The sequence below is a fragment of the Streptomyces venezuelae ATCC 10712 genome, from assembly GCF_008639165.1.
In the GTDB taxonomy this organism is placed as follows: domain Bacteria; phylum Actinomycetota; class Actinomycetes; order Streptomycetales; family Streptomycetaceae; genus Streptomyces; species Streptomyces venezuelae.
On the sequence record NZ_CP029197.1, the window covers coordinates 5,017,976 to 5,040,085 of the forward strand.

General features: G+C 72.6%; 18 protein-coding genes and 1 pseudogene. 14 read left to right on the plus strand and 5 right to left on the minus strand.

Annotated elements, in window-relative coordinates:
• Window positions 1–73 precede the first annotated feature (73 nt).
• On the minus strand, window positions 74–1,285 hold the full coding sequence (locus tag DEJ43_RS23360) for a pyridoxal phosphate-dependent aminotransferase (RefSeq protein ID WP_015035851.1): 1,212 nt from the start codon (window positions 1,283–1,285) through the stop codon (window positions 74–76).
• A 144-nt stretch (window positions 1,286–1,429) separates the two neighbouring features.
• Here DEJ43_RS23360 and mptB point away from each other — a divergent pair, with 144 nt between their 5' ends.
• Window positions 1,430–2,857, plus strand: a complete 1,428-nt coding sequence (gene mptB / locus DEJ43_RS23365) for a polyprenol phosphomannose-dependent alpha 1,6 mannosyltransferase MptB (protein ID WP_015035852.1) — start codon at window positions 1,430–1,432, stop codon at window positions 2,855–2,857.
• Here mptB and DEJ43_RS23370 read toward each other — a convergent pair.
• A complete protein-coding gene (locus tag DEJ43_RS23370) occupies window positions 2,837–4,414 on the minus strand; it encodes an N-acyl-D-amino-acid deacylase family protein (RefSeq protein ID WP_015035853.1) in 1,578 nt (525 codons plus the stop codon). The two genes, mptB and DEJ43_RS23370, sit on opposite strands and share 21 nt — an antisense overlap.
• Before the next feature lie 12 nt (window positions 4,415–4,426).
• Window positions 4,427–5,692: an alanine racemase gene (locus DEJ43_RS23375; protein WP_015035854.1), complete on the minus strand. Its 1,266-nt coding sequence runs from the start codon at window positions 5,690–5,692 to the stop codon at window positions 4,427–4,429.
• A 124-nt stretch (window positions 5,693–5,816) separates the two neighbouring features.
• On the opposite strand from DEJ43_RS23375, the gene DEJ43_RS23380 reads away from it, so the two are divergent.
• The 4 genes from DEJ43_RS23380 (at window position 5,817) to DEJ43_RS23395 (ending at window position 9,607) form a co-directional block, all read left to right on the plus strand.
• Complete coding sequence (locus DEJ43_RS23380; protein ID WP_015035855.1) at window positions 5,817–6,851, plus strand: sugar kinase; 1,035 nt, start codon at window positions 5,817–5,819, stop codon at window positions 6,849–6,851.
• A complete protein-coding gene (locus tag DEJ43_RS23385; protein WP_015035856.1) occupies window positions 6,848–7,615 on the plus strand; it encodes an IclR family transcriptional regulator in 768 nt (255 codons plus the stop codon). The genes DEJ43_RS23380 and DEJ43_RS23385 overlap by 4 nt, the downstream gene beginning before the upstream one ends.
• The gene (locus DEJ43_RS23390) at window positions 7,612–8,022 is read left to right on the plus strand and encodes a RidA family protein (RefSeq protein WP_015035857.1); all 411 of its coding nucleotides are present in this window, start codon (window positions 7,612–7,614) and stop codon (window positions 8,020–8,022) included. Before DEJ43_RS23385 ends, DEJ43_RS23390 begins: the two co-directional genes overlap by 4 nt.
• A gap of 142 nt (window positions 8,023–8,164) precedes the next feature.
• Entirely contained in the window at window positions 8,165–9,607 is a 1,443-nt protein-coding gene (locus DEJ43_RS23395; RefSeq protein ID WP_015035858.1) for a GntP family permease, read from the plus strand.
• 75 nt (window positions 9,608–9,682) lie between these two features.
• Here DEJ43_RS23395 and DEJ43_RS23400 read toward each other — a convergent pair whose 3' ends face one another.
• Entirely contained in the window at window positions 9,683–11,035 is a 1,353-nt protein-coding gene (locus tag DEJ43_RS23400) for a M14 family metallopeptidase (RefSeq protein WP_015035859.1), read from the minus strand.
• A 177-nt stretch (window positions 11,036–11,212) separates the two neighbouring features.
• On the opposite strand from DEJ43_RS23400, the gene DEJ43_RS23405 reads away from it, so the two are divergent.
• Complete coding sequence (locus DEJ43_RS23405; protein WP_015035860.1) at window positions 11,213–12,535, plus strand: serine/threonine-protein kinase; 1,323 nt, start codon at window positions 11,213–11,215, stop codon at window positions 12,533–12,535.
• 55 nt (window positions 12,536–12,590) lie between these two features.
• Here DEJ43_RS23405 and DEJ43_RS23410 read toward each other — a convergent pair whose 3' ends face one another.
• Window positions 12,591–14,312: a chitinase gene (locus tag DEJ43_RS23410; protein WP_181399437.1), complete on the minus strand. Its 1,722-nt coding sequence runs from the start codon at window positions 14,310–14,312 to the stop codon at window positions 12,591–12,593.
• Window positions 14,313–14,679: 367 nt separating this feature from the next.
• Between DEJ43_RS23410 and DEJ43_RS23415 the strand changes: the two are divergent.
• From DEJ43_RS23415 to DEJ43_RS23450, 8 genes and pseudogenes are all read left to right on the plus strand, one after another.
• Window positions 14,680–15,495 (plus strand): annotated as a pseudogene (locus tag DEJ43_RS23415) (hypothetical protein); the annotation flags it as partial.
• Between the two features lie 361 nt (window positions 15,496–15,856).
• Entirely contained in the window at window positions 15,857–16,564 is a 708-nt protein-coding gene (cpaB, locus tag DEJ43_RS23420; protein WP_015035863.1) for a Flp pilus assembly protein CpaB, read from the plus strand.
• 7 nt (window positions 16,565–16,571) lie between these two features.
• Window positions 16,572–17,840 carry a CpaE/TadZ family protein gene (locus DEJ43_RS23425; RefSeq protein WP_015035864.1) on the plus strand — a complete coding sequence of 423 codons (1,269 nt, stop codon included), beginning with the start codon at window positions 16,572–16,574 and terminating at the stop codon, window positions 17,838–17,840.
• A 3-nt stretch (window positions 17,841–17,843) separates the two neighbouring features.
• Window positions 17,844–18,215 carry a TadE/TadG family type IV pilus assembly protein gene (locus tag DEJ43_RS23430; RefSeq protein WP_015035865.1) on the plus strand — a complete coding sequence of 124 codons (372 nt, stop codon included), beginning with the start codon at window positions 17,844–17,846 and terminating at the stop codon, window positions 18,213–18,215.
• The gene (locus DEJ43_RS23435; protein WP_015035866.1) at window positions 18,212–18,766 is read left to right on the plus strand and encodes a TadE/TadG family type IV pilus assembly protein; all 555 of its coding nucleotides are present in this window, start codon (window positions 18,212–18,214) and stop codon (window positions 18,764–18,766) included. The genes DEJ43_RS23430 and DEJ43_RS23435 overlap by 4 nt, the downstream gene beginning before the upstream one ends.
• The gene (locus DEJ43_RS23440) at window positions 18,763–20,106 is read left to right on the plus strand and encodes a TadA family conjugal transfer-associated ATPase (protein ID WP_015035867.1); all 1,344 of its coding nucleotides are present in this window, start codon (window positions 18,763–18,765) and stop codon (window positions 20,104–20,106) included. The genes DEJ43_RS23435 and DEJ43_RS23440 overlap by 4 nt, the downstream gene beginning before the upstream one ends.
• Window positions 20,106–21,050, plus strand: a complete 945-nt coding sequence (locus DEJ43_RS23445) for a type II secretion system F family protein (RefSeq protein ID WP_041662830.1) — start codon at window positions 20,106–20,108, stop codon at window positions 21,048–21,050. The genes DEJ43_RS23440 and DEJ43_RS23445 overlap by 1 nt, the downstream gene beginning before the upstream one ends.
• 15 nt (window positions 21,051–21,065) lie before the next feature.
• Complete coding sequence (locus DEJ43_RS23450) at window positions 21,066–21,953, plus strand: DUF5936 domain-containing protein (protein ID WP_015035869.1); 888 nt, start codon at window positions 21,066–21,068, stop codon at window positions 21,951–21,953.
• Window positions 21,954–22,110 lie beyond the last annotated feature (157 nt).

A 22,110-nucleotide genomic window follows, 5' to 3' on the forward strand; every position in this document is an offset into this window, starting at 1 on the left:
CGGCCTCCTGAGTGTTCTGGAGCCATCCTAGCTTAGATTCAGTCTAAAGTTGAGCGGGGTCCGGTCGGGGGTGTCAGGGCTGGCTGTAGCCGTCCAGGAACCGGCCGATCCGGGTCACCGCGTCCGCCAGGTCCGCCGCCGCCGGCAGTGTGACGATCCGGAAGTGGTCGGGCTCGTGCCAGTTGAAGCCCGTCCCGTGCACCACCATGATCTTCTCGGCCCGCAGCAGGTCGAGGACCATCTGCCGGTCGTCCTTGATCTTGTAGACGTTCGGGTCGAGGCGTGGGAACAGGTACAGCGCGCCCTTCGGCTTCACGCACGTCACGCCCGGGATCTGCGTCAGCAGCTCGTACGCCGTGTCCCGCTGCTCCAGTAGGCGCCCGCCCGGCAGTACGAGGTCCTCGATCGACTGCCGGCCCTGGAGGGCGGCGGCCACCGCGTGCTGCGCCGGCATGTTCGCGCAGAGGCGCATGTTCGCGAGGATCGTCAGGCCCTCGATGTACGAGGACGCGTGGTGCTTCGGGCCGCAGACCGCGAGCCAGCCCGAGCGGAAACCGGCCACCCGGTAGTTCTTGCTCATCCCGTTGAACGTGAGGACCAGGAGGTCGGGCGCGACGGCGGCCGTCGGGGTGTGCGTGGTGCCGTCGTAGAGGATCTTGTCGTAGATCTCGTCCGAGCAGACGACCAGGTTGTGGCGGCGGGCGATCTCGGTCAGCTGCCGCAGCATCTCGTCGTCGTAGACCGCGCCCGTCGGATTGTTCGGGTTGATGATCACGATCGCCTTGGTACGGTCGGTGATTTTCCGCTCGATGTCCGCGAGGTCCGGCATCCAGTCCGCCTGCTCGTCACAGCGGTAGTGCACGGCCGTACCGCCCGCGAGCGAGACCGACGCCGTCCACAGCGGATAGTCCGGGGCCGGGACGAGCACCTCGTCGCCGTCGTCGAGGAGCGCCTGCATCGACATCTGGATCAGCTCCGAGACGCCGTTGCCGAGATAGATGTCCTCGACGGAGAGCGGAATGCCCTTGGTCTCGTAGTGGCTCATCACCGCGCGGCGGGCCGAGAGCAGCCCCTTCGCGTCGCCGTAGCCGTGCGCCTCGGAGAGGTTGCGCAGCACGTCCTCGAGGATGGCGGGCGGGCACTCGAAGCCGAACGCGGCCGGATTGCCCGTGTTGAGCTTGAGGATGCGGTGACCCGCGGCTTCGAGCCGCATCGCCTCTTCGAGCACCGGACCCCGGATTTCGTAACAGACGTTGGCGAGCTTCGTGGACTGGATCACCTGCATGACGAGAGCTTACGGCCGGGTCGGCCGGGACGCCTCGTGTTTTGGGACACGTCGGACACCTGCGGGGCCGCGCCGGCCCGTGTCTTCGCCGGTGAGGACCGTCGAAATAGGGGTCCTCCGTCCGGCGGGATAGGTTGGCCCGTCATGTGGGTCTTCAGTGCTTCCGGATGCCGGTGGCTGGGTGCTGCCGGGTCGCTCGCCGTCGCCGTGGGCGGGTGGGCGGCCGGGGCGCTGCCGGTACGCGGCGGCTGGGGGCTGTGGGAGCCGCGCGGCTCCGCGCTCACCCTGGCCGGCGCGCTCCTCGCGTACCTCGGCCTGACCCTGCTCGTCGCCGCCTGGTGGCGGTACGGCGTCCTGCTCGCCCGGGGCGTGCGCGACGGGGTGCTCGCCACCCTCGCCTGCTGGACCCTGCCGCTGCTCCTCGCGCCGCCGCTGTACAGCAAGGACGTCTACAGCTACATCGCCCAGGGCGCCATGGTCCTCGAAGGGCACGACGTGTACGGCGGCGGGCCCTCCGTCCTCGGACCCGGCGAGCTCGGCGCGGACGCGGCCGCGAGCGTCGGCGGCCACTGGACCGACACGCCCGCGCCGTACGGTCCCGCCTTCCTGGTCCTGGCACAGCTGGTCGTGAAGCTGACCGAGGGCGAGATCGTGCCCGCCGTGCTCGGCATGCGGCTGATCGCGCTCGGCGCGCTCGCGCTGATCGTCTGGGCCGTCCGGGGTCTCGGCGGCGGTCCCGGGGGCCCGGGCGGGGCGCTGTGGCTGGCCGCCCTCAACCCGCTGCTGCTCATCCACGTCGTCGGCGGCATGCACAACGACGGACTGATGATCGGGCTCATGCTGGCGGGCGTGCTGCTCGCCGTGCGGGGCCGGTGGGTGCTGGGCTGTGTCCTCGTGGGCCTGGCGATGATGGTCAAGTCGCCGGCGGCGGTCGCGCTGCTCTTCATCGGGGTGCTGGTCGCGCGGCGGGACGGCGGGAACGTCCGGTCCCTGGTGAAGGGGCTCGTGCTGCCGGGGCTCGTGGCCGGGGCGGTGGCGGCGGGGGCGACGGTGCTCGCGGGCACCGGGTTCGGGTGGCTGCGCACGCAGAGCGTGGCCGGGACGATCCACACGGCGCTCTCCGTGAGCAGTGATCTCGGTCTGGCGGTCGGGTCGCTCCTCGCGGACGACCCCGACCCCGTCAAGGCGCTCGTGCAGAATCTCGGGCTGCTGGCCGCCGTGGTGATCATCCTGGTGCTGGCGTGGCGGGCCTGGAAGGGGCTGCTCGACCCGGTCCTCGGTCTCGGGCTCGCGCTGGTCGCGCTCGTCGCCCTGTCCCCGATGGTCCAGCCCTGGTACCTGCTGTGGGGGACGGCGGCGGTCGCGGCCGCGGCCTGGCGGAGCCGGGCCGGGCAGCTGCTGGCCGTGCTGTCGGCGGCCCTCGGGTACGAGACGGCGCTGGACGGGCGGACGCCCTGGTACGGCTTCCTGGCGGCGGGCGTGGTGCTGGCGGCGGGGTTGCTGTGGCTGCGGCGGGAGCCGTGGGACGAGGGGGCGGCGCGCCGCCGGGCGCTAGCGCGCGCGGCGGACTGACCTGCCCGCGAGGGCCGACGTCCGCTTGCCGTCCTCCACCACGAACTCGCCGTTGACCAGGACGTGCGGGATGCCCGTCGGCAGGGTGCGGGGGGACTCGTACGTGGCTCCCGCTCCGACCGTCTCCGGGTCGAAGAGGACCAGGTCCGCGATGTGGCCCTCGCGGACCACGCCCCGGTCGGGGAGACGGAGGCGGGCGGCCGGCCGGGAGGTCAGGTGCGCCACGCACTCCTCCAGGGAGAGGACGCCGAGCTCGCGCACGTACCGGCCCAGGTACCTGGGGAACGTGCCGTACGCGCGCGGATGCGGCTTCAGGCCCTGGAGGATGCCGTCCGAGCCGCCCGTGTGCACCCGGTGCCGCATGATCGTGCGGACGTTCTCCTCGTGGCCCACGTGCTGCAGGATCGTCGTCCCGAGCCGGTCCTCCAGGAGGAGCCGGCGGGCCGACTCCCAGCCGTCCACCCGGCGCCCCACCCAGTCGGTGAGCGCGGCCTCGGACACTCCCGAGACCTCGATCGTGTCCCAGTCCATCGGCACCCCGTGGCAGCCGTCCGAGCCGATCACCTCCAGGTGGTGCCGGATCCGCTCCGCCGTCGCGTCGTCCCGCAGCCGCGCGAGCACCGCCTCGGGGCCGCCCTCGCTCGCCCAGCTGGGCAGCACGGCCACCAGGGTCGTACAGCCGGGGGTGTACGGATACGTGTCCAGGCTGATGTCCGCGCCCCCGTCCAGGGCCTCGTCCAGGAGGGCGAGGAGCTCCGGCGCCCGGCCCTCGTTGACGCCGAAGTTCATCGTGGCGTGGGCGAGGTGGAGGGCGCAGCCGGCCTCCCGGGTGAGCGTCACCATCTCCTGGTACGCCTCCAGGGCGCCCGCCCCGTACGAGCGGTGGTGGGGGCAGTAGTAGCCGCCGTACCCCGCCACCACCTTGCACAGCTCCGTGAGCTCGGCGTCCTTCGCGTACATCCCCGGCGTGTAGGTCAGGCCGGAGGACATGCCGACCGCCCCTTGCTCCATGCCCTCCGCGACGAGGCGGCGCATGTGGTCGAGCTCGGCTTCCGTCGCCGGGCGGTCGTCCCAGCCGACCGCGTACATGCGGACCGTGCCCTGGGGGATCAGGTACGCGGCGTTGACGGCGATGCCCCGGTCCAGGCGGTCCAGGTACTCGCCGACCGTGCGCCAGTCGAAGTCGATGTCGTCGCCGGAGCCGTTCCAGCCGGTGATCGCCTTCCGCACCTCGGCGAGGGTGCGGTCGTCGACCGGGGCGTACGACAGACCGTCCTGGCCCAGGACCTCGAGGGTCACGCCCTGCGCGGCCTTCGCGCTGTGGTCCGGGTCGCGGAGCAGCGCGAGGTCGCTGTGGGCGTGCATGTCGATGAAGCCGGGGGAGAGGACGAGGCCCTCGGCGTCCACGACGCGGCGGGCGGTGGGGCGCTGGCAGCCGGCCGCCGCGCCCTCCTTGACGATCGCGGCGATCCGGCCGCCGTCGACCGCCACGTCGGCGCGGTAGGAGGGGCCGCCGGTGCCGTCGACGACCTCCGCGTCGTGGAAGACGAGATCCATGCCCGGTCCCTCCTAGAAGAACGTGCGGATGTAGTCGACGACCGTGCCGTCCGCCTCGACCAGTGGGATCAGCTGCCACTTGTCGAAGATCGTGCACGGGTGGGAGAGGCCCGTGCCGAGCCAGTCGCCGACCTCCAGGTCGGCGCCCTCCTCCGTGCGGACCCAGGTGTGCTGGTCGGAGAGGCCGGTGACGGTCAGTCCCTCGGCGGGCCGGATCTCGCCGGTGCGGCCGTCGCGGACCACCTGCGCCTCGGGGAGGTGCAGGTCGTGGGCGGCGTCGCGCTTGCCCGCGTTGGTGAAGGCCTGCTCGGGGTTGGGGCGCGAGACGACCTGCGACCACAGGCGGAACGCGGGCTCGAGGGCGCCTTCCTCGGGGACCCGGTTGAACGGGGTCCGCTCGCGGTACTGGCCGTCGTCGTGCGAGACGTACGCGCCGGAGCGCAGCAGCTTCAGGACGGGCAGGGAGAGGCCGGGGATCTCCGCGAACACCTCCGCGACCGCGTCGAACCACTCGCTGCCGCCCGCGCTCACCACGATCTCCCCGACGGCGGGGTCGAAGCGGCCGGCCTTGTCGAAGTCGGCGGCGAGCGCGACCAGGCGGCGCAGCCACTCCCTGACCAGGTCGCCGTCGGCCCCGGGCATCGTGCCCTCGTACCCGGCGACCCCGACGAGCCGCAGGGTGGGGGCGGCCGCGACGGCGTCCGCGACGACCGCGCACTCCGCCTCGGTCCGCGCCCCGGTACGCCCGGCGGCGCCGGCCGCCAGCTCGACGACGACGTCCACGGGGCGGGCGGCGCCGGCCGCGCGCAGGGCCTCGTCCATCAGCTCGACGCCGCGCACGGAGTCGACGTAGCAGAGGAAGCGGAAGTCCGGGTCGGCGTCGAGTTCGGCGGCGACCCAGCGGAGCGCGACCGGGTCGACGACCTCGTTGGCCAGGAAGATCCTCGCGATGCCGTGGGCGCGGTAGACACGGGCCTGGTGGGGCACGGCCGCGGTGATGCCCCAGGCGCCGTGCGCCAGCTGCCGGTCGAAGAGCTGGGGGGCCATGGAGGTCTTGCCGTGCGGGGCGAAGGCCAGGCCGTGGCGCTCGGCGTACGTCTCCAGGAGGCGGAGGTTGTGCTCGACGGACTCGGCGGAGAGGGCGAGGACGGGGGTGGTGAAGCCGCCCGTGAAGAGGTTGCGCCGCTGGGCGGCGAGCTCGCCGACGGTCAGCCCCTCGGCGTCCGGGGGCAGGGCCTTGAAGCGGTGGTCGACGCGCTCGTTCGCCAGGTCGGGCATGAGGCCTCCTCATCGAAGCGTTGCGAATGATGCAACAGTCATTGCGTATGTCGCTCAAAGCTGTCTAGCATCCGGGCCAAGGCCGGGTCAATGGACCCCGCCAGAGTCGCAAGGGAGCGCCAGAGTGGCCGGAGAACCGCCCGTGGATGTCGTGTGCCTCGGCGAGTCCATGGTCACCTTCCTCCCCTCCCGACCCGGCCGCCTCGCCGACGTACCCGCCTTCGAGCGCGCGATCGGCGGCGCCGAGTCCAACGTCGCCTGCGCCCTCGCCGCCGCCGGCCACCGCACCCGCTGGATCGGCCGCGTCGGCCGGGACGGCTTCGGCGACCACCTCGTCGAGACCATCGGGTCCTACGGCGTCGACGTCACCGCCGTCGACCGCGACCCCCGGCGGCCCACCGGCGTCTACTTCCGCACCGCCGCCGACCGCGCCACCGACGCCCACGAGGTCGTCTACTACCGGGCCGGCTCCGCCGCCTCCGCCATGTCACCCACGACCGTGCCGTACGAGACCGTCGCCGGCGCCCGCGTCCTCCACCTCACCGGCATCACCGCCGCCCTCTCCGACGACTGCCTCGCCCTCATGCGCACCCTCACCGCGCCCCGGCCCGGCCGCCCCCTCGTCTCCTTCGACGTCAACTGCCGCCCCGGACTCTGGCGCGACGGCGCCGCCACCGCGGGACCCGTCCTCCTGGAACTCGCCCGCCGGACCGACCTCGTCTTCGTCGGCGCCGACGAGGCCGAACAGGCCTGGGGCCTCACCGACCCGGCCGCGATCCGCGCGGCCCTCCCCGAACCCGCCGTCCTCGTCGTGAAACGCGGCGCCGACGGCGCCACCGTCCACGAACGCACCGGCACCGGAACCGACACCGTCACGCACGTGCCCGCCCCCCGCGTCGACGTCGTCGCCGCCGTCGGCGCCGGAGACGCCTTCGCCGCCGGATTCCTCTCCGCCACCCTCCGCGGCCTCGACGCCACCGCCCGCCTCCGGCACGGCCACCTGCTCGCCGCCGCCGCCCTCACCGTCCCCGGCGACCTCGCCGCACCACCCCGCCGCGCCCACGCCGACCGGCTCGCCGCCCTCACCCCCGCCGCCTGGGGCACACTTCAGCTCGGCCCCGGCTGGACGGGGGACGACCAGGAGGGACGTACACCATGAGCCAGACCGTCGACCGGGCGCTCAGCATCCTGCCCCTGCTCGCGCAGGGGCCCGCCGACCTCGGACAGGTCGCCGACCGGCTCGGCGTCCACAAGTCCACCGCCCTCCGGCTGCTGCGCACCCTGCACGAGCACGGCCTCGTCTACCGCCAGCAGGACCAGCGCTACCGGCTCGGCGCCCGCCTCTTCGCGCTCGCGCAGGAAGCCGTCGAGAACCTCGACATCCGCGAGATCGCCCACCCCCACCTCGCCGCGCTCAACGAACGCATCGGGCACACCGTCCACCTCGCCGTCCACGAGGAGGGCGAGGTCCTCTACATCGACAAGGTCGAGAGCCGCTACCCCGTCCGCATGTACTCGCGCATCGGCAAGCCCGTCGCCATCACCGTCGCCGCCGTCGCCAAGCTGCTCCTCGCCGACCTGCCCGAACCCGAGCGCCGCGCCCTCGCGGGCAAGCTCGACTACCCCCCGTACACGCCCCGTTCGACCCCGAACGCCGCCGCCTTCCTCAAGGAGCTGGCGACCGTCCGCGAACAGGGCTGGGCCACCGACCTCGGCGGCCACGAGGAGTCCATCAACTGCGTCGGCGCGCCCATCCGCGGCGCCGACGGGCGCGTCGTCGCCGCGATGTCGGTCTCGGCGCCCAACGTGGTCGTCACGGCCGAGGAACTCCTCTCCCTCCTCCCGCAGGTGCGCCGCACCGCGGACGCCATCAGCCGGGAGTACTCCGGCACCGCCCCGACCACGTCCAAGGACAGCGAATGACCGAGAAGATCGCCCTCACCCCCGCCACCCACACCGCCCCGCCCGCCAAGTTCTCGCACGGCGTGAAGAAGGGCGGCATCCTCCAGGTCGCGGGCCAGGTCGGCTTCCTGCCCGCCGTCGAGGGCCAGGCCCCGACCGTCGCAGGACCCACCCTGCGCGAGCAGACCCTGCAGACCTTCGCCAACGTCAAGGCGATCCTGGAGGAGGGCGGCGCGAGCTGGGACGACGTGATGATGATGCGCGTCTACCTGACGGACGTGGACCACTTCGCCGAGATGAACGCGATCTACAACCAGTACTTCGAGGAGCAGGGCCTCAAGGCCCCCGCCTCCGCCCGCACCACCGTCTACGTCGGTCTGCCCAAGGGCCTCCTCATCGAGATCGACGCCCTCGCCGTCCTCGGCTGACCCGGGCCCGCCGGCCCGCACCCATCCGCCCGAACGGACCTGAACCGATCCCCCCGAACCACCAGCCGCTCCACGGCACGGCGTTCTCCCCCGGAACGCCGTGCCGCGCTCCGCCCTACCCGAAAAGCGAGGCTCCCCCGCCATGAACCCCGCCACGCCCCCGCACACCGGTGGACTGCTCCACCTCATACCCGGCACCGCGGGACTGCTGACCGTCGCCGCCCTCGGCATCGCCGTACTGCTCCTGCTGATCATCAAGGTGCGGCTCCAGCCCTTCGTCGCGCTGCTCGCCGTCTCCATCGGCGTCGGCCTCGCCGCCGGCCTCTCCGTCACCGAACTCTTCGGCACCGTCCAGAAGTCCGCCGCCACCTCCGTCATCGAGACCGGCATGGGCGGCATCCTCGGCCATGTCGCGATCATCATCGGCCTGGGCACCATGCTCGGCGCGATCCTCGAAGTGTCGGGCGGCGCCGAGGTGCTGAGCAGCCGTCTCCTCGGCCTCTTCGGCGAGAAGCGCGCCCCGCTCGCCATGGGCCTCACCGGCCTCATCTTCGGCATCCCGGTCTTCTTCGACGTCGGCATCTTCGTCCTCGCGCCGATCGTCTACGCGGCTGCCAAGCGGTCCGGAAAATCGATCCTGCTGTACTGCATGCCGCTGCTCGCGGGCCTCTCCATGACCCACGCCTTCCTGCCGCCGCACCCCGGCCCGGTCGCCGCCGCCGGCCTGCTGCACGTCTCGCTCGGCTGGGTCATCCTGATGGGCGCCCTCGTCGGCCTCCCCGCGGTGCTCGCCGCCTGGGCGTACGCCGGATGGATCGGGCGCCGGCTCTTCGTCGCCGTCCCGCAGGACATGGTCGAGGCCGCCGAGGAGGCCAGGGCCAAGGTCGCCGCCGAGCGGTCCGGCGGGTCAGAGGCGCCCGTGGCCCTCTCCACCGTGCTCCTCATCATCGGCACGCCGCTGGTCCTCATCCTCGCCGCGACCTTCTCCTCCATCGCCCTGGACGCGTCCACCCTCCGCTCCGTCATCGAGTTCTTCGGCAGCCCCTTCGTCGCCCTGACGATCGCGCTCCTGCTCGCGTACTGGCTGCTCGGCATCCGGCGCGGCTGGTCCCGCAAGTCCCTCGAGCAGGTGTCCACCTCCTCCCTCAAGCCGGTCGGCAACATCCTGCTCGTGGTCGGCGCGGGCGGCGTCTTCGGCGCGGTCCTCAAGGTGAGCGGCGTCGCCCAGGCGCTCTCCGACACCTTCCACGACGTCGGTCTCCCCGTCATCGTGCTCGCCTACCTCATCTCCCTGGTGCTGCGCGTCGCCCAGGGCTCGGCGACGGTCGCCATCGTCACCACGGTCGGCATCGTGCTGCCGCTGGTCGAGGGCGGCGGCCACTCGCAGGCCTTCCTGGCCCTCGTCATCATGGCGATCTCGGCCGGCTCGATCTTCGCCTCGCACGTGAACGACGGCGGGTTCTGGATCGTCTCCAAGTACTTCGGCATCAGCGAACGCGACACCCTGAAGTCCTGGACGGTCCTGGAGTCGGTGCTCTCCCTGGCCGGCTTCGTGGTGGCGGCCCTGCTGAGTCTGTTCGTCTGACCGGCCCGGCCCGGCCCGTGACGCGGGGGCGCCCCGGCGGTGTCCCCGCCGGGGCGCCCCGTCACGTACGGGCCGTCAGGCCGTGCAGTACTGGGCCTGCTTGCCGATCGAGCGGTACATGCAGTCGGCGTTCTCCAGGAGCTGCAGGACGGCGTCGCGGTTGCGGCTCGTCTCGCGCTCGATGACCTCGTCGGGCGGATAGAAGCCGCCGCCACCGGAGGACGGGTACATCTCGAAGGTGTACGCGAAGATCCGCTGCGAGCCCCACAGGTAGTCGTCGATCGAGCCGTCCGTGATGTAGAGGTCGCTGGACTGCTCGGGCGTGTAGCCGTTGCTGGCCGCCATCTTGCCGCCGACCGCCGCGAAGGCGTTCCGGTCGTCCAGGGTCATGCCGGGGGCGGTGTTGGCCGTCGTCCAGCCGAAGGGCCAGAGGACCAGCTCGCTGTAGGTGTGGAAGTCGATGGCCGCGGTGATCTGCTGCTTGCCGCCGACCACCCGGGAGCGGACGAAGTCGGCGACGACCTTGACCTCGGGGGCGGACTCGGGGGCCGTGCCGCGGTAGGTCTCGGAGCTCTTGGAGCCGGAGGAGCCGCCGCAGCAGCCCCACTTGTAGTCCCAGTTCCGGTTCAGGTCCGTGCCGATGTAGGAGGAGCCGGAGTTCGGCTGGCGGTTCTTGCGCCAGCTGCGGTAGGAGCCGCTGGCGATGTCGTACTCGCCGCCGTCCGGGTTGAGGTCCGGCACGATCCAGATCTCGCGGCCGTTCACGGCGTTGGTGATCCGGGTGTCGGTGCCGTAGCCCGCGCCGAGTTCGCGCAGCAGGTACAGCGCCATCTCGACGGTGAGGTGCTCGCGGGCGTGCTGGTGGTGGGTGAAGAGGACCTCGGGCTCGTTCTCGTCGGTGGCGACGTTGTCGCTGATCTTGATGGCGACGATGTCCCGGCCCTGGTACGTCTTGCCGATGACCCGCTTGCTCATGATCGAGGGGTAGGCGGCGAGCCGCTGGTCGATCTCCGCGTTCATCTCGGCGAAGTTGTGGTACTTCGCGTCGGCGGAGGGGAAGTCGAGCGGGCCCGCGGTCTTGCCGCCCTCGGCGCCGCGGTCCGGCGGTCCCGGCAGGGCGACCGGCTTGTAGCCGAGCGCCTTGAGGGTCCTGAGCTGTTCGGTGTTGGCGCTCACCACGACCGAGCGGGCGTCGACCTCGTCGATCGAGACGCCGGTGGCGGTGAGCGCGGTGCGGGCGGCCGGGGTGGAGGGTCCGGCGACCTCGTACTGCCGGATCACCTCCTCGGCGCCGGCGGCGATGCGGGCGGCGGTCGGCGCCGGGTCGGCCCCGGCGGGTGTCGTGAGTGCGGAGAGGGGCGCCGCGAGGGCGAGCGCCACGAGGGCCGCGAGGGTGGCGGACCTTCTGCCGCGGGTGGGACGTCGCATGTCGTCTCCTGGGTGGGGAGGGTGGGGGGTGCGACAAACTCGTGCGGGTCGTTCCGTGTTGGGCACATGGTGGGGCTCTGTCATGGACCGGTCAAGATACCGAGTTCGGCCATACTGTCCCGCGTGGGGACCCTCATCGGTAGATACGTCATCGAGCACAAACTAGGCGAAGGCGGCATGGGCACCGTCTATCTGGCCCGATCGCGCGGCGGGCGCGCCGTCGCCGTCAAGGTGGCCCGGCCGGAACTCGCCGCCGATCCGTCCTTCCGCGCCCGCTTCCGGGCCGAGGTCGCCGCCGCCCGACAGGTCGGCGGCTTCCACACCGCGCAGGTCGTGGACGCCGACCCCGACGCCGAGGCGCCCTGGCTCGCCACCGCCTACATCCCCGGCCCCACCCTCTCCGCGCTCGTCACCGCCGACGGCCCGATGGACGAGGCGCGGCTGCGCGCGCTCGGCGCCGCGCTCGCCGAGGCCCTGGAGGCCATCCACGCGTGCGGTCTCGTCCACCGCGACCTCAAGCCCGGCAACATCGTCATGGCCCCCGACGGGCCCCGCGTCCTCGACTTCGGCATCGCCCGTGCGCTGGAGTCCACCCGGCTCACCGCCACCGGCTCCGCCTTCGGCACGCCCGGCTACCTCGCCCCCGAACAGGCCCTCGGCGAGGAGGTCACCGGCGCCGCCGACGTCTTCGCCCTCGGCGCGGTGCTCGTCGCCGCGGCGGGCGGCCGGCCCTTCGGGGACGGTACGCCGATGGGGCTCATGTACCGCGCGGTCCACGAGGCCCCCGACCTGGCCTCCGTACCGGAACCGCTGCGGGAACTGGTGGGCCGCTGCCTCGCCAAGGACCCGGCAGACCGGCCCACGCCGGAGCAGATCCTGGACGAGCTGGGCGAGGGGGTGCGGGACCCGGCGGGGACCGTACCGCCGCCGACGGTCGTCGACGCGCCCGCGACACCGCGGCACCCGGTCCCCCCGGGCTTCGGACCGCCTTCGCCGGATTCGGTTCCGCCGGGGTACGTGGCTCCGCGGGACTCGGTCCCGCTGGGGCACGTGGCTCCGCCGCGGCGGGATTCGGTTCCGCCGGGGTACATGGCCCCGCCGCTGGCCGATTCGGTGCCACCGGGGTTCGCCGCCCCGCCGCCGCGTGACGCGGTCCCGGCGGGGTTCGGGCCGCCCGTGCCGGCGCTCTTCGTGCCGCCGCCGCCCGTCGCGCCCCCGCAGCCCGTGCCGGAGTTCGTGGCCGCCGACAACGTGTACGGGATCGTCGTCGACGGCGCCGGGATATGCCTGCAACTCCTCGACGACGAGGCCGATTTCACCTGGCCCGAGATCGGAGCCGTACGGTACGTGCGGACCCGGCGGGGCCGGTGGCTGCGGATCAGCGTCGTCCTGTACGACGGCACCGAGTACACCTGCGAGATCGACGGCCGCCGGGCGGCGCGGGTCGACGAGTGGGTCCGCGGACTCGAACGGGTCCTGGCCCGCTTCCTGCCCGCCTGAGGAACGCGGCACGGCGCCGCCGGAGGACCGGCGGCGCCGCGGGTGGTGCGAACCGCTACGGCAGGTTGTGGACGTGCGGGCCCACCGCGTTCGACCAGGCGTTGCCGGCCGTGGCGTCCCAGTTCGTCGACCAGGTCATCGCACCGCGCACCCCGGGCCAGGCCTGGGCCGGCTTGAAGGTGCCGCAGCCGGTGAGCCTGGTCAGGCAGTCGAGCGCGTTCTTCACGATCTGCGGGTCGACGTAGCCGCTGCCTGCGCCCCGCGTGGAGGCGGGGACGCCCAGACCGATCTGCGACGGGGCCAGACCGCCCTGGATCTGGATGCAGGCGAGCGCGGTGAGGAAGTCCACCGAGCCCTGGCTGTAGACCTTGCCGTCGCAGCCGAGCATCGAACCGCTGTTGTAGTACTGCATGTTGACCACCGTGAGGATGTCCTTCACGGCCAGCGCGGTCTTGAAGTACTCCGTGCCGGTGTTCTGCATGTCGATGGTCTGCGGGGCCATCGTCAGGACCAGCGACGAACCGGCCTTGGCGGAGAGCTGGCGCAGCGCCTTGGTCAGGTACGTGGAGTTGATGCCGTGCTCGAGGTCGATGTCGACGCCGTTGAAGCCGTACTCCTGCATGAGGGCGTACGTGCTGTTCGCGAAGGCGGTCGCGGAGGCGTCGCTGTTGATCGTGACGTTCCCCTTCTCGCCGCCGACCGAGATGATCACGGACTTGCCGGCCGCCTTCTTCGCGGCCACGTCGGCCTTGAAGTCGGCGACGGAGGCGTAGCCGACGGCCGGGTCGAGGTTGAAGGTGATCTGGCCGGGCGTGGCCGTGGCGTCGGCGAACGAGACGGCGATGATGTCGTACTGCGCCTGCACGTCCCGCAGCTTCTGCACCGTGGCGCCGTTGTTGAAGTTCTGCCAGTAGCCGGTCAGCGCGTGCTTGGGCACGTTCGGGCCGGGGCCCGGGTCGGTGACCTTGGCCGTACGGGCCGACACGGCGGAGGACTTCGCCGACTCGCCCGCGGAGTTCGTCGCGGCGACCTGGAACTGGTACGCGGTGTCGGCCGTGAGCCCGGTGACCGTCGTCGACGTACCGCTGACCGTCTGCGGGTTGCCGCCGTCCCGGTACACCTTGTAGCCCGTGGCGCCGGAGACCGCGCCCCAGCTCAGGGCGACGGAGGAGGAGGTGACGGTGCCCGCGGCGAGCCCCGCCGGGGTGCCGGGGACGACCGGGTCGGGGTCCTGGCCGCCGCCCCCGTCGGGCCCGAAGACGCTGACGTCGTCGACGGAGTACGGAGAGGTCCCGTACCAGCCGTGGGTGTAGATCTCGACCGAGGTGGTGCTCGCGCCGGTGGTGAAGGTGGTGGTGAGCTGCTTCCAGGCGGCGCTGTCGGGCGTCCACGTGGAGACGCTGCCGGAGCCGGTCCCGGTGTTGCTCGCGCCGAGGTAGGCGTAGCCGCCCTGGACCCAGGCGCTCAGCGTGTAGGTCGAGTTGGGCTTCACGGTGACGGTCTGCACGCACTTGGCGTTGTCGAGCCCGGCGGGGGTGGCACGCAGGGCGCCGGCGCCGGTGCGGACCGGGGAGGAGACGGCGGCGCCGCTCCCGGCGGAACAGGACCAGTTGGCGAGGCCGTTCTCGAAGCCGGCGTTCTTGGCGACGTTGACGTCCGCCGCCTGCGCGGTGCCGGCGCCGCCGACGAGGACGAGCCCGGAGCCGACGGCGAGCGCGAGGGCTCCGCCGAGCCAGCGGCGTCCGTGCGGACGGGTGGTGGTGCGGTCCACGTGCATCCTCCGGAGGGGAGTTGGGGATGTGGGGATGTGGAGGTGCCGTACGTCTTCGTCGTCGTACGGGGTGCCTGGTACAGGGGGGTACGGGCGTGCGGACGGTGGCCACCGTTGTCGGAACAAGCTGGTCCAGACCAATCGCGTTGTCAAGACCTCTGGCAGCAAGGCCTGTTCACCGGGGGCGGGCAGGGCCGGAGGACCCGAGCTCCCGGCCCAAATATTTGAGTGAGCTTGGCGGATTGTGTGTTCACCACCCCGGGGGACGTGGATAAGGTGCAGAGGCGGCAGCACCCTGGGGTGACGCCACGAACGCGGTAAGTGATCCGCGGCCCCCGGGGCGCCGGCGGCCCGGAGGGACGGGGGGTCCGGCGTGCCGACAGCGATCGCGGTCACCAGCGCCGACCTCGTGCTGCCGCCGACCGACCCAGGAACCCCGCACGCCGCCGTCCTCCCCGACCCCGGGACCCAGTCGCTCGACGCCTCCCTCGCCGACATGCAGCAGCTCCTCGCGCGCTACGGCCACGTGATCGCCATCTGCCCCGGCTCCGCCCCCGCCGCGGTCAAGGACCGGCTCCGCGCCGTCCGCTCCCTCCTCGAAAGCGACCGGATCGCCCTGGTCGGGACCGACCTGCCGCCACTCGGCGCGGCCGTACTCGTCCGCCAGCTACGGCAGCTGGCGGGCTGCGACTTCAGCCCCGGGGTCCTCGCCTCCGCCGCCCGGCTGCTCGCCCACTACATCTACGCCGGCGCCGTCCTCGGCTCCGTCTCCCGGCTCGACCGCGTCCCCGTCAGCCTCGGCTCCCACCTCAAGGGCTGGCTGCCCGGCGCCCACTTCGCCGTCCTCGCCGGACCCGTCCCCCAGATCGTGCGCCTCGGCAACAACGAGGAGACCCTCGCCGGGCCCGAGTTCGCCACCGAACTCCTGCTCGCCCGCGGCCAGCTCCAGACCGACTGGCCCACCACCACCCTCGTGCCCCGCTGGCGGGTCCAGGGGGCCGTCCTCGAAGCGGCGCTGCCCGACACATCGCCCGGCTGGTGGGGCACCGGCAAGCTCGTCGAGTTCGCCGCGTACCTGCCCGACCTGCCCGTCCTCCACCAGCTCGTCTCCTCCGTACGGCGCGACTCCTGCCACTGGTGCGGGATGGAGCTCATCGGCGACCGCTGCGGCTTCTGCGGGGCGCCGCTCCAGGTGGGGCCGGCGCCGGAGCAGGGCCGGGGACAGGGGAGAGGACGGGAGCTGGGCGGACAGAGCGCCCCCGCCCTGGAGACGGCCCGGCAGCCGGCCCCGCACCCGACCTCGTACGCCGAGCTCACCCCGGCGAACACGCAGGGGACCGGGCACGGCACCGGGCACGGTGACTCGTACGGCACCGCGCACGGGACCGGGCACGGTGACTCGTACGGCAACGCGCACGGCACCGCCCACGGCGACCCGCACGTGAATCCCACCCGCGCCCTGCCATGAGCCGCCCCGAGCCCGCCTCCGCGCCCCCTCCGCCCGCCCCCGTCCGCCCCGGACCCACGTCTCCGATCGAGGTAGTACGGCCATGAACTCCCGCCAGCGCCGCGGCGTCATCCTGCTGCTGCTGTCCGTCCTGTGCGCCCTCGGCGCCTTCGCCGGCGTGCTCGCCGTCATCAGCGACGTGAACTCCAAGGTCGGACCGGAGACCACCGCGTACCGGATCAAGGGCGACGTGGCCCCGTACACCCCCCTGCGGGCGAACCAGTTCGAGAAGATCACCATGCCGAAGCGCTGGCTCTCCGAGACCGCCGTCACCGACCTCCGCGTGATCGAGGGCCGGATCGCCGTCACCCGCCTCAAGGCCGGCTCGCTCCTGCAGTCCGACATGATCGTCGAGCGGCCCGAACTCCAGCCCGGCCAGCAGGAGATCGCCATCATGATCGACGCCGCCACCGGCGTCGCGGGCAAGATCACCGCCGGCGCCACCGTCAACATCTACGCCACCTTCGCGGGCGAGAAGAAGGACCAGCCCGCCCAGTCCCGCATGATCGTCGCCGGCGCCCGCGTCCTCGACGTCGGCAAGCTCACCCCGATCAGGGAGAGCTCCCAGGGCTCCGCCCGCACCAACGACGCCGTACCGATCTCCTTCGCCCTCTCCACCCTCGACGCCCAGCGCGTCGCGTACGCCGAGTCCTTCGCCGAGCACGTACGCCTCGCCCTCGTCGCCCCCACCACCGGCGGCGCCCCCGCCGACCAGCGCGACCGCACCTACACGCTCGAAAAGGACAAGTGAGGCCGGTATGACCACCAGGATCCTGCCGGCCGTCGGCGACCCCGACGCGGCCCGGTCCGTCACCACCCTGATCGGGCAGCTCCCCGACGCCGAACCCGCCCCGCCGGTCACCGACTCCACCCAGCTCGTCGACACCCTCGCGCGGCTCGCCGCCGCCTCCCTCGACGAACTCCCCGAAGTCGTCCTGGTCCACGAGCGGATCGGCCCCGTCCCCGCGCTCGAACTCGTCCGCGAGGTCGCCCTCCGCTTCCCCGCCGTCGGCGTCGTCCTCATCACCGCCGACGCCAGCCCCGTCCTCTTCTCCGCAGCGATGGACTCCGGCGCCCGGGGACTCGTCACGCTCCCGCTCGGTTACGAGGAACTCGCCAGCCGCGTCCAGGCCGCCGCCCAGTGGTCCGTCGGCGTCCGCCGCCACCTCGGCGCGGGCGCCGAGCAGATCACCGGCCCCGGCGGCACCGTCGTCACCGTCAGCGGAGCCAAGGGCGGCGTCGGCGCCACCGTCACCGCGGTCCACCTCGCCCTCGCCGCCCGCGCCTCCGGCCGGACCGTCGCCCTCGTCGACATGGACCTCCAGAGCGGCGACATCGCCTCCTACCTGGACGTCCAGTTCCGGCGCTCCGTCGCCGACCTCGCCACCATCGCCGACATCTCGCCGCGCGTCCTCCAGGACGCCGTGTTCGTCCACGAGACCGGCCTCTCCCTGCTCCTCGCCCCTGCGGAGGGCGAGCGCGGCGAAGAGGTCACCGACCGCGCCGCCCGCCAGATCGTCAGCGCCCTGCGCGGCCGGCACGAGGTCGTCGTCGTCGACTGCGGCTCCCAGCTCAACAGCGCCAACGCCGCCGCCATCGAGATGGCCGACACCGCCGTCCTCGTCGCCACCCCCGACGTCGTCGCCGTCCGGGCCGCCAAGCGGACCGTACGCATGTGGGAACGGCTCCAGGTCCGCAAGGCCGAGGAGACGGTGACCCTGGTCAACCGCCACCACCGCGCCACCGAGATCCAGCCGCCGCTCGTCCAGAAGATCACCGGCACCCGGATCGCCGGCGTCGCCGTCCCCGCCCACTTCAAGGAGCTCCAGGCCGTCGTCGACGCGGGCCGGCTGCACGAACTCGACGCCAAGTCCACGGTCAAACAGGCCCTGTGGGCCCTCGCGGGGGAACTGGGCCTGGTCCAGGCACCCGGCGCGGCCCCGGCGGCCGGCCGGCCCGGCAAGCAGCTCGCCCGGGCCGGCGACCGGGGCTCGCTGGGGCTGCGCCGCCGCACCGGGGGGCGCTGAGCGATGACGGACGACCGGGCGCGGGGCGGCGGCGACGGGGGGCAGGTGGCGGTCGAGTTCCTCGGCATGGTGCCGGTCATCCTGCTCACCCTCGCCCTGCTCTGGCAGGTCGTCCTGGTCGGCTACACGTACACCCTGGCGGGGAACGCGGCGGACGAGGCGGCGCGGGCGTGCGCCGTCGGCGACGACGGGCCGGCGGCCGCCCGCCGCCACATCGACGGCGCCTGGAGCGCCTCCGGCGGGGACTGCGGCGGCCCCAGCGACGGCATCACCACGGTGGTGGTCGAGATCGAGGTGCCCGTCCTCGTCCCCGGCGTGGGCGGCCTGTTCAGGGTCACGGGGAAGGCGGGCGCGGTGTCGGAGGAGAAGCGGTGACGGACGGGCGCGGGCGGAGCGGGGCGGTCTGGCGCGGGCGTACGCGCGGGGCGGGCGCGCGGGGGCGTACGTGGGGGGCGGTCTGGCGCGGGCGTACGCGTGGGGCGGGCGCGCGCGGGACTACGCGTGGGGCCGTCTGGCACGGGCGTACGCGCCGGCCGGCGGCGACCCGTACCCCCGCCTCGTCCCGCGACCGCGGACAGGCCGCCATCGAGTACCTCGGGTTCCTGCCCATCCTGCTCCTCGTCGGACTCGCGGGCTTCCAGCTCGGCGTCGCCGCGTACGCCGCCCAACAGGCGGGCACCGCCGCCAGGGCCGCGGCGCGGGCCGCGAGCGACGACGACGAGACGACGACCCCCGGCGCCGCCGCCGAAGCCGCCGTGAGCGGCTGGGTCGCGAACCGCTCCACCGTCACCCCCGGCGGCACGGACGGAGAGGCCACCGTCACCGTCACCGTCACCATCCCCAACGTCGTGCCCTTCTGGAACGGCCTCGGGAGCGTGACCAAGACCGCCACCATGCCCCGCCCCGACGAGGAGGACCGGCCATGAGCCTGCGGGCCCGGATCAACGCCCCCGAGGATCACGGCGGCGCGGCGGCGCGGGAGGACGGCCACCTGGTCGCGGCCTTCCGCGCCAAACTCCTGGAGGAGATCGACCTCACCGAGATGTCCGCGCTCGCGGCCGCCGAACGGCGCGCCCGCCTCGAACGCGTCCTCGGCCACATCATCAGCCGCGAGGGGCCCGTCCTCTCCACCGCCGAGCGCGCCCAGCTGATCCGCCGCGTCGTCGACGAGGCCCTCGGGCTCGGCGTCCTCGAACCGCTCCTCGAAGACGCCTCCATCACCGAGATCATGGTCAACGGACCCGACCAGATCTTCATCGAGCGGGCCGGCCGGGTCGAACTGCTGCCGCTCCGCTTCGCCTCCCACGACCAGCTGATGCAGACCATCGAACGGATCGTCTCCACCGTCAACCGCCGCGTCGACGAGTCGAACCCGATGGTCGACGCCCGGCTGCCCTCCGGCGAACGCGTCAACGTCATCATCCCGCCGCTCTCGCTCACCGGCGCCACCCTCACCATCCGCCGCTTCCCCCGCGCGTACACCCTCCACGAGATGATCGGCCTCGGATCGCTCGACGAGCAGATGCTGCTCCTGCTGTCAGGACTCGTCCAGGCCAAGTTCAACCTGATCGTCTCCGGCGCCACCGGCACCGGGAAGACCACCCTCCTCAACGCCCTCTCCGGCCTCGTCCCCGACGGCGAGCGGATCATCACCATCGAGGACTCGGCCGAACTCCAGCTCCAGCAGTCCCACGTCATCCGCCTCGAGGCCCGCCCGCCGAACATCGAGGGCCGCGGCGCCATCTCCATCCGCGACCTCGTCCGCAACTCGCTCCGCATGCGGCCCGACCGGATCATCGTCGGTGAGGTCCGCGGCGGCGAGACCCTCGACATGCTCCAGGCGATGTCCACCGGCCACGACGGCTCCCTCGCCACCGTCCACGCCAACTCCGCCGAGGACGCCCTCATGCGACTCCAGACGCTGGCGTCGATGTCCGAGGTCAAGGTGCCGTTCGAGGCGCTCCGCGACCAGATCAACAGCGCCGTCGACGTCCTCGTGCAGCTCACCCGGCACCCCGACGGCACCCGCCGCATCACCGAGATATCGGTCCTCGCCTCCCACGGCCGGGAACGCTTCCTGCTCGCCACGGTGTGCCGGTTCCAGGCGCAGCCGGTCGCCGCCGACGGACGGGTGTACGGGCGGTTCACGTACCACCCGCTGCCGAGGCGGGTCGCCGAACGGCTCTACCTGGCGGGCCAGCCCATTCCGCAGGCCTTCGGCGTGGCCCCCACCGACGCCCACCTGGCCACCCGAGAGGCGGAGTGATGCCGACCGACCCCTTCTGGCTGACGATCGGCGTCGCGCTGCTCTGCTGCGTCCTGGGGATCGTCGGAATCCAGCTGTACGCGAGCGGGGCCCGCCGGCACGCGGAACTCGTCGCGCGGCTCGACGAATCGGGCGCGCCCGAGGGCACCGGCCGCCGGAGGCGCCGCTTCCAAGGCGTCGACCGGCGGGTCCGGCGGACAGCGCTCGGCCGGAAGCTGGAACTGCGGATCGCGGCGACCGGTCTCGACACCACCCCGGGTGAGTTCACGGTGGCGCTCGCGGCGACGGTGGCCGTCCTGTGGGTCGTCGGACAAGCCGCGCTGTCGCCGTTCTTCGGCCCGATCTGCGGACTGCTCGGCATCTGGGTGGCCATGGGCTACCTCGGCTGGCAGCGGCAGAAACGGATCGAGAAGTTCATCAACCAACTCCCGGAACTCTCCCGGATCCTGGCCAACGCCACCCAGGCCGGGCTCGCCCTCCGGATGGCCCTCAGCCTCGCCGCCGACGAGATGGAGGCGCCAGCGGGGGACGAACTGGAGAAAGTGGCCCAGCAGTTGGCGGTCGGAACATCGCTCGACGACGCGCTCGGCGAACTGGCGGAACGCCTCCCCTCCCGCGAACTCGTCGTCCTCGTCACCACCCTCGTCCTCGCCAACCGCGCCGGCGGCACCGTCGTCTCGTCCCTGCGGAACCTCACCGAGACGCTGGAAGAACGCAAGGAGACCCGGCGCGAGGTCCGCACCCAGCTCTCCCAGGTGAGCATGACCGCGTACTCCGTGCCCGTCATCGGCGTCGGCTCGCTGCTCCTCATCGACAACATGCAGCCCGGCGCACTGGACCGGATGACCGGCTCCGGCCTCGGCCAGTTCGCGGTCGTGGCCGCCTTCGGCCTGTACGTCGTCGGCTTCATCGCCATCCGCCGCTTCTCGAAGATCGACGTGTAGGGACGGACCGCCGCCGTGGAACTCCTCCTCGCCCTCCTCGCGGGCCTCGCCGTCGCCGGAGCCGCGTACGGCATCCGCCTCTACCGCGCCGACGCCCGGCTCCCCGACGACCTCCGGCTCGCCCTGGAGGTCGGTGCCACCCGCACCGGGGCCGTCGACTCGGCCGTGGACCGCCTGGGCATGCGCTGGTCGCCGGCGGTCCTCCGCCTCATGGGCCCGAAACGCGTCAACGCCGTCCGCCGCCGCATCGACCTGGCGGGAAACCCCGGCGGACTGACCATCGACCGGTACGGGGCACGGCGGGCGGTCTACGGCTTCCTGGGCGTCCTCGGCGGCCTGCTCATGCTGTCGAGGGGCTCCTTCCTGGTGGCGGTCCTCCTCTTCGCGTTCGGCGCGTTCTGGACGGAGGTCGGCATCTGGTCGGCCGTCCGCATCCGCAAGGACCAGATCGAACGCACCCTGCCGGACTTCCTGGACGTACTGGCCGTCGTGGTGTCGGCGGGCCTGGGCTTCCGACAGGCCCTCGAACGGGTGGCGGAGAAGTACGAAGGCCCCTGGGCGGACGAACTCCGCATCACCCTCCGGCAGATGGACATGGGCGTCAGCCGCCGCCAGGCCTTCGACGAACTGCGCCGCCGCAACGACTCGGAGCAGGTGGCGCAGTTCGTGACGGCGCTCCAGCAGGGCGAGGAGCTCGGCGCGCCGATCGTCGAGACGCTGATACAGATCGCCAACGACATGCGGCGCACGGACGCGCAGAACGCACGGCGGAAGGCGGCGAAAGCCGTCCCCAAGGCCACCATGGTCATCACCACCCTCATGGTCCCCGCGACGATGATCCTCCTCGGCGCGGGCCTGTTCCTCGGCACGGGCACGGACTTCGGCTCGGTGACGGGGAAGTGAAGGGCGTGGCGGGGGCGACCGGTGACATATTCACGGGAAAGGCCTTCGCGCGCACAACAGGATGTGCCACAGTGCGGACTGAGTGTGAGGGAGGGGAGTGATGGACGTGATCGCGAGCAGCCTCGGGACCCGTCGAACCGCCACCCGCACACGGTCC